Annotated in this window: 9 protein-coding genes; 5 read left to right on the forward strand and 4 right to left on the reverse strand. The window is 39.8% G+C overall.

All coding sequences use genetic code 11. The features are described 5' to 3' along the window. Positions 1-19: 19 nt before the first annotated feature. On the reverse strand, positions 20-781 hold the full coding sequence (locus tag Q3A68_RS08260; RefSeq protein WP_302900590.1) for a hypothetical protein: 762 nt from the start codon (positions 779-781) through the stop codon (positions 20-22). Positions 782-861: 80 nt separating this feature from the next. Continuing rightward, positions 862-1845, reverse strand: a complete 984-nt coding sequence (locus Q3A68_RS08265) for a chitinase (protein ID WP_302900591.1) — start codon at positions 1843-1845, stop codon at positions 862-864. Between the two features lie 140 nt (positions 1846-1985). Between Q3A68_RS08265 and Q3A68_RS08270 the strand changes: the two genes are divergently transcribed. From Q3A68_RS08270 to Q3A68_RS08280, 3 genes are all read left to right on the forward strand, one after another. Then, positions 1986-2534, forward strand: coding sequence for a cob(I)yrinic acid a,c-diamide adenosyltransferase (locus Q3A68_RS08270; protein WP_302900592.1), 549 nt, complete (start codon positions 1986-1988; stop codon positions 2532-2534). Positions 2535-2617: 83 nt separating this feature from the next. Further along, positions 2618-2839 (forward strand): DUF2795 domain-containing protein, encoded by a 222-nt coding sequence (locus tag Q3A68_RS08275; protein ID WP_002996718.1) that lies wholly within the window; start codon positions 2618-2620, stop codon positions 2837-2839. Positions 2840-2966: 127 nt separating this feature from the next. Then, the gene (locus tag Q3A68_RS08280; RefSeq protein ID WP_302900593.1) at positions 2967-3113 is read left to right on the forward strand and encodes a lmo0937 family membrane protein; all 147 of its coding nucleotides are present in this window, start codon (positions 2967-2969) and stop codon (positions 3111-3113) included. A gap of 34 nt (positions 3114-3147) precedes the next feature. On the opposite strand, the gene Q3A68_RS08285 is transcribed toward Q3A68_RS08280, so the two are convergent. Both Q3A68_RS08285 and queA read right to left on the reverse strand, forming a co-directional pair. Beyond that, positions 3148-3870, reverse strand: a complete 723-nt coding sequence (locus Q3A68_RS08285) for a 2-C-methyl-D-erythritol 4-phosphate cytidylyltransferase (RefSeq protein WP_302900594.1) — start codon at positions 3868-3870, stop codon at positions 3148-3150. Positions 3871-3939: 69 nt separating this feature from the next. After that, a complete protein-coding gene (gene queA, locus Q3A68_RS08290) occupies positions 3940-4989 on the reverse strand; it encodes a tRNA preQ1(34) S-adenosylmethionine ribosyltransferase-isomerase QueA (RefSeq protein WP_302900595.1) in 1050 nt (349 codons plus the stop codon). A gap of 194 nt (positions 4990-5183) precedes the next feature. Between queA and Q3A68_RS08295 the strand changes: the two genes are divergently transcribed. Then, a complete protein-coding gene (locus Q3A68_RS08295; RefSeq protein WP_302900596.1) occupies positions 5184-6431 on the forward strand; it encodes an ABC transporter permease in 1248 nt (415 codons plus the stop codon). Positions 6432-6579: 148 nt separating this feature from the next. After that, positions 6580-7869: a citrate synthase gene (locus tag Q3A68_RS08300; protein ID WP_302900597.1), complete on the forward strand. Its 1290-nt coding sequence runs from the start codon at positions 6580-6582 to the stop codon at positions 7867-7869. Positions 7870-7976 lie beyond the last annotated feature (107 nt).

The raw sequence follows: 7976 nt of genomic DNA on the forward strand, positions 1-7976 counted from the left end.
GGGGGATTTTATTTCTTGATTATTCCCACCATTTAGCTTCTTCTATTTTATCATTCTTATCTCTGACGCTTTGCCAGCCAAATTTTAAGTATTTATCATTTGGTGAGAATTCACCTGCGCCAATATCTAAATCTCCAGAATTAGGTACTCGGAAATCGCCCCAATTGCACCGTTTAGCTAAATTGCTTTTATAGTCTATCCATTGACCAACAAACTGATTGTTTGTGTAGCCGTCTGAATTCATTTCGATATCATCGTAGTGTACTTTATGGTTCTTATCCAAATAAAAATCAGATTCTAAGACACCATTAAAGGCTCCTGAATGGGACTGATCTTTATTTTCAAAAAAATTGTAGTCCGCTATAATTACATATTCTCCTTTTATTCCCTTGTTTTTATATTCATCGTCAACCCCGAAAGACATGCTTTTCAGCTGTCTGATATTGGATATTTTGAGAGTCCCATTAAACTCATCAATATTATTTTTTACCATTGATTCGCCATAAACATGATAGGTATCCGGCAATAGCGAATCTTTTTTAACCCTGATAATTTTTACTCTCATCCTTTGATAGTTATCGCCAATAAAACCGTAGACCATAGAATTATCAGTATGTAACAAAAGCTTTGAAAAGTCATATTTTATCAGATCGCTTTTTAATCCCTTTTTTAATAAATATTGATTTGATAAAGTTTTCTTCTTAAAGATTTCTGACTCGGTTTGAGCATAAATATTGAAGGAGAATAGGAGTGTAATGGAGAAAAATAATAAGTGGTTCATTGTGACAAGTGGATTAAATGCTAAGTTATGACTTGATTTGGCAAATCTTCAAAATCAATCACTATTCAGTCGTTCACTCATTATTTATACGCTGCCATCGCACCGCAGGAGCACGCGCAATTCGGATCACTTACGCCAAGTTTCTTTAGAAAATACTGGTAAAACCCAATTCGGTCATTCATGCTGAATATATTTTCACCTTGTCCGCATTCTACTGCGCCGTTAATAATATTGATAGTCATACCAAAGCCGGATTTACGATTTTTGGATTTATCGTCGGCTTTAGGCTGCCATTTGCCGATCATTACGTCATGAGCTGATGGTTTATAGGTTTGCGGCGTCATCCAGAAATAGATGGCTACTTTAAATGCAGTAACCGCATCTGTTTCCACCAGATCAGGATTGTTTAGCAAAATGCTTTTATTGCCAAATATACAATCGGAAGCATAACCATAGTTGCCATTATAGCTCAATTGCAATGGTCCCCGGCCATAATACTTTTTACCCGGGATGGCAGGGTAGTTGTCATTATCTGCCACATAGGGCAATGAGGTATTGCTTTCATGAATAAACATTAATCCGTCATCATATTTCCCGTTTTGTCCATGTCTGGTTTCATGGGCAATATTGGCAAAAAAGGCTGCTAATTCTTTCTTATCTGTTTGCAGGTCTTTTTCACTGCAAAAGTTGCCGTAATCCAATATATAAGAACTATCGGGTTTCTTTTTGGCCCAGTCTTCATTCCAGTCCTCATCCTGACGAACCACCACTGATTTGCCTGTCTTTTTATCAGTTCGGGTGATCTGGTAAACAGAGACTGCACGTTTAACTACCTTTATTTTAATATTACTCATCTGCTGAATCGCTTTCATAAATGCCTGGTAATTATAAAACTTATCGCGCTGTGGAAAGAAATCGTTAAACTGCTTTTCGCTCAGAAAACTGCTTACCGGAATATTATTTGGAATAATTGGTTTGTTATTCGCACCACCACATTTAAAACTTAATAGTAGAAATAGTAATAGGGCAGAACTGATTTTATATATAACAGAAATGGATTTCATAAGTTACAAATTATTCCCAAAGGAAAGTTAATGCTAAATCATCGGCCAAATGTAATAACATTAACGGTATTCAAGAGTTTTGCCGGCGAAATCAAAATATTGTTTACAATCCCAAACCAAAACAATAAATTCGGGAGCGAATGAAAATTTATACCAAAACAGGCGATAAGGGCTATACTTCTCTGATAGGGGGGACGAGGGTGCCAAAACACCACCTTCGTATCGAGAGTTATGGAACGGTGGATGAGTTAAACTCCTATATCGGATTAATACGCGATCAGGATATCGATGCACATGATAAACAAGTATTAAAAGAGATACAGGACAGGCTATTTACCATCGGTTCGTCACTGGCGTCAGACCCCGAAAGGTCGAAAATGATCATACCGGATTTACACACTTCAGATATTGAGCTATTGGAAAAAGAAATGGATGCAATGAATGAGAAATTGCCTGAGTTGCGTCATTTTATTTTGCCGGGTGGTAATAATGCTATTTCATTTTGCCATATTGCACGTTGTGTATGCCGCAGAGCTGAGCGATTGTCAGTAAACCTTTCGGCAGAAAGCACCGTAGAAGAAAAGGTGAATATTTACCTGAACCGGTTAAGCGACTATCTGTTTGTATTGGCCAGGAAGATCGGAAACGAGCAAAATATTCCTGAAAATCAATGGATACCGCGTGTTTAAAAAATTAAAAAAATTATTTGATAATCGATTTAAAAATATTATACTTTTGCGAAAATTGATTTACCTTAAATAGATAATAATATATGTATTGGACACTTGAATTAGCATCTCACCTGGAGGATGCACCATGGCCCGCAACTAAAGATGAATTAATCGATTATGCTATTCGCTCGGGAGCCCCCGTTGAGGTTATAGAAAACCTTCAGGCCCTTGAGGATGATGGTGAGCCATATGAAAACATTGAAGAAATATGGCCGGATTATCCTACAAAGGACGATTTCTTTTTTAACGAAGACGAGTATTAGCCCCAGCTTTAGCTTTTCAGATATTATTAGGAACCCTGTACTGACAGGGTTTTTCATTTTATGAACCTTTTCGGCTGTTTTTGGTTATAGATAATACAATCATCTATAAATTTAAAACATTCACCACATGAGAGGTTTACTTTACATTATTGCTGTCATCCTGATTATAGGATGGGCAATTGGGTTTTTTGCTTATTCAGCAGGTTCAGTTATTCATATCCTTCTGGTAATAGCCATTATCGCTTTACTTTTAGGGGTGATCAGAAGAGCTTAATAAGTATTTTGAATAGGAGTCCATTTAGCCATTCCTATAAGGAGTGGCTTTTTTGTTTTAAAAGAAATTCAGCAATAGCAATGTCCTCGGGGTAGGTGATCTTGATGTTTTGATAGCTGCCGCCAATCAGGTTGATGTTGACGCCGGTTTGTTCTACTACGCTGGCATCATCGGTGAAGTAAGATTGATAAACCTGTAAATAAGCTTCTTTTAACTGCGCTACCTGGAAGGTTTGTGGGGTTTGTATCAGGTATATTTCGTCGCGCACCAGGTTTACCGAGCGGTTGTCCTTAATTTGTCTTACCGAATCACGGCTTTTTATAGCGACAATGGCATTGCCATATAATGCGGCGCATTCAAATGATTCGTCAATAATGTCGCAGGTAATTAGTGGGCGTACCGCGTCGTGTACCGCCACGATGGCATCATTATCTTCAATTAAAGCGAGACCGGCTTTTACCGAATGGAAACGTGTTTCACCGCCATCAACTAATTCATATGGTATTTCAAATTGGTGAGTCTGACAAAGTCGTTCCCAATAATCGTGCGAATCAGCAGGGAGGACAACAATGATCTTGGGCTTGCTATTACAATGATAAAATGCATTAATCGTATGCATCAATACCGGAAGCCCATTTAGTAACAAAAACTGTTTCGGTACAGCAGATTTCATTCTGCTCCCCGAACCACCAGCTACTATGATAACGTAGTTAGATGTGAAATTTGAGACGTGAGATGTGAGATCAGAAGCGCTCATGACTAAATATTAAAATATATAAGATTCAAAGCAAGTCTCAAATCTCATATCTAATGCCTCAAATCTAAATTAAATAATCAGCATAGCATCGCCATAGCTGTAAAAGCGGTATTTCTCTTTCACGGCTACTTCGTAAGCATGCATCACATGCTCGTATCCGCCAAAAGCACAGATCATCATCAATAAAGTTGACTCCGGCGTGTGGAAATTGGTTACCATTGTATTGGCAATGCTGAAATCATACGGCGGGAAAATGAACTTGCTTGTCCAGTCGTTTGCAGCCTTTAAAGTTTTGCTGGCCGAAACAGAGGATTCGATGGCACGCATAGACGTGGTACCTACAGCGCAAATGCGGCTTTTTCTTTCGATGCCGCGATTTACAATATCAGCCTGTTTCTGCTCGATGATGAATTGTTCCGAGTCCATTTTGTGCTTGGTCAGATCTTCCACTTCAACAGGGCGGAAAGTGCCTAAGCCTACATGTAGGGTTACTTCTGCAAATTCAACACCTTTTAACTCAAGACGTTTCATTAGTTCGCGGCTAAAGTGCAGACCTGCGGTCGGAGCGGCCACTGCGCCTTCATGTTTTGCAAATATGGTCTGGTAGCGCTCTTTATCTTCAGCAGTCGCTTTGCGTTTGATATATTTTGGAAGCGGGGTCTCACCCAGGATCTCCACGTTACGCCTGAACTCCTCATCCGTGCCGTCAAACAGGAAGCGGATAGTACGGCCACGAGAGGTGGTATTGTCTACAACTTCAGCAATCAGCAGGTCGTCATCACCAAAATATAATTTGTTGCCTACACGTATCTTACGGGCCGGATCAACCAGCACGTCCCATAGGCGAAGTTCTTTATTCAACTCCCTTAAAAGGAAAACCTCGATGGTAGCACCAGTTTTTTCCTTGTTGCCGTACATACGGGCAGGGAATACTTTGGTATTATTAAGGATCATTACATCCTTGTCGTCGAAGTAGTCTAATATGTCTTTGAATACTTTATGCTCAATTTTTCCCGAGTCCTTGTGTAATACCATTAATCGTGATTCGTCACGGGTAGCAGCTGGTGTATGGGCAACTAGTGACTCAGGCAAGTTGAATTTAAATTGAGATAATTTCATATTAAAACAAATGAATTTTTAGGGCGCAAAGATACGAATAAACTTTGTTAAATTGGATGATTTTTTTATGGGTAATTTCAAGGTTAATTGGTAAACACAAGATATTAAAAATAGTGTGACTTAAATGTAACTAAATTGATATGTGATAGTCATAGTATGGTATATTGCAATATAAATCGGTGTAATCGTCTCATATGCTGTTTTTTAAACTGTTTCGCGAGAGTTTCGTGTTTGCTTTTGATGCTTTAAGGCAAAATAAGCTCCGAACCATGTTATCCCTTTTAGGGGTAACCATCGGTATTTTTACTATCATAGCGGTGTTATCGGCAGTGGCTACTTTGCGAAATAACCTGCAGCGCAGCGTAAATAAGTTGGGCAGCAATAGTATTTATGTACAAAAATGGCCCTGGATAGGCGGCGAAGATTTTCCATGGTGGAAATATCTGCAACGCCCAGTACCGCGCCTGCATGATTTTGATGAGGTACAAAGACGCAGTCAAACCGCTGAAGCCGTATCTTATGAGATCAGCATCGATAACCGGGTGGTAAAATATCAAAGTAACACCGTTGAAGGCGCGCAGATTGATGCGGTTTCGCATGAGCATAACAAAACCTGGAACTTTGATTTTAAGGAGGGGCGTTATTTTACGGATATGGAATCACGTACTGGCGCGCCTGTGACTGTCATCGGGTATGATATTGCCGAAAACCTGTTCCCGGGCGGCAATGCTATAGGAAAGCAAATCAAAGTAATGGGTCGGTATGTTACCATTATCGGGGTTTTTGCAAAGGAAGGACAGGATATTTTGGGCATAACAGATGACAAGGAAATATTATTGCCGCTGAACTTTGCTAAAAACATCGTTGATATACAGAACGAGAAATATAACCCGCAGATAGTAGTAAAGGGTAAAGACAACTTTACTGACGGTGATGTAGAAGCTGAACTGGAAGGCTTAATGCGTTCGATAAGAAGATTAAGGCCAAACCAGGAAGATAATTTCTCATTGAATAAAACCACCTTGCTTACCAATCAGCTCGATATTGTGTTCAAAATATTCAATATCGTGGGGTTGATAGTCGGTGGCTTTTCGGTGCTGGTTGGTGGATTTGGTATTGCCAATATTATGTTCGTATCAGTTAAAGAACGTACCAATATTATCGGTATACAAAAATCATTAGGGGCTAAAAATTATTTTATTCTTCTTCAATTCCTGATAGAGTCGATCGTGCTTTGCCTGGTAGGCGGTATAGTAGGACTGCTGGTTGTTTTTGCTGGCACTTTTGTTTTAAAAGCTGCAGCCGATGTGCAAGTTGTGCTGGATGTGAAAAATATTATCGCAGGAATAAGCACATCTATTACAATCGGCGTCATTTCGGGGATAATACCCGCTTATTCAGCATCCAGGCTCGATCCTGTTGAAGCGATCCGCTCAAATTGATTTGTTTTCCCGCTGATTGTATGAAAGGCTGGTTAAGTTAATGTTAATTCGTTTGGTTAAACACATAATTTTTACAAATAGTCCACTTTGCCATCCTTTATAATACACGGATTTATTTACATTTGCTACGTTTAAAAAATAAACGTGTATGTCGGAAACAGCGAAATTAATATTAGGTGACAAAACATATGAGCTCCCGGTAATTGAAGGTACAGAAAGTGAGAAAGCAATAGATATTTCAAAACTCAGAGACCAAACGGGGTATGTAACGCTGGATATCGGCTATAAAAATACGGGAGCAACGACAAGCTCTATTACATTTCTTGACGGAGAGCTGGGTATACTTAAATATCGTGGTTATCCTATCGAACAACTTGCTGAAAAATCAAGCTTTATTGAAGTAGCATATTTGCTAATCTATGGCGAACTACCCACTCAGGAGCAGTTAGCAGACTTTCAATATCAGATCAGCCGTCACACGCTGGTTCACGAGGACATGAAGAAGTTTTTTGACGGCTTCCCGTCAAGATCGCACCCGATGGGCCAGCTTTCTTCATTGGTATGTTCGTTGTCAGCTTTTTATCCTGAATCATTAAAATCAAATCAGACTACAGAAGAGCTGAACCTGAGCATTATCAAGATGCTTGGTAAAATGGCTACTATCGTTTCATGGATCTATAAAAAATCATTGGGTCACCCATATATCTATCCAAAGAATAAATACGATTATGTGACCAACTTCCTGCACATGACCTTTGGTCAGCGTACGGAGGATGTGGTGATCGATCCGGTTATTGTAAGTGCAATGAATACCCTTCTGATCCTGCATGCTGATCATGAACAGAATTGCTCAACATCGACAGTAAGAATTGTTGGTTCATCGGAGTCTAATATTTACGCTTCTGTTTCTGCCGGTATTTCAGCTTTGTGGGGCCCGCTGCATGGCGGGGCTAACCAGGCAGTGATCGAGATGCTGGAACGTATTAAGGAAGATGGTGGCGATACCGATAAATGGATCAAGAAGGCAAAAGATAAAAACGATTCGTTCCGCCTGATGGGCTTCGGTCACCGTGTTTACAAAAACTTTGATCCCCGCGCCAAAATTATAAAGAAGGCTTGTGATGATATCCTTGAGAAATTGGGCATTGATGACGAAGTATTGGAAATAGCTAAGAAGCTGGAAGAACACGCGTTGAAAGATCCTTATTTCATCGAACGTAAGCTGTATCCGAACGTAGATTTCTATTCAGGTATTATCTATCGTGCATTGGGCTTCCCAACTGATATGTTCACCGTGCTATTTGCGTTAGGCCGCTTACCGGGATGGATCGCTCAATGGAAAGAGATGAAGGAACACAAAGAGCCAATCGGTCGCCCACGCCAGATATTTGTAGGCGCAACGACCAGGGATTACGTAGATATCCAAAGCAGAGGTTGATTTTTGCTTACATTATACAAAAGCCCGTCAAACTGCACTGCCCCCAAAAAGTTAGACACTATTTGGGGGCATTTTTATGGCAAAAAACAGAAAGCATGGAGTAAAAT

This window comes from Mucilaginibacter tolerans (assembly GCF_030519375.1).
In the GTDB taxonomy this organism is placed as follows: domain Bacteria; phylum Bacteroidota; class Bacteroidia; order Sphingobacteriales; family Sphingobacteriaceae; genus Mucilaginibacter.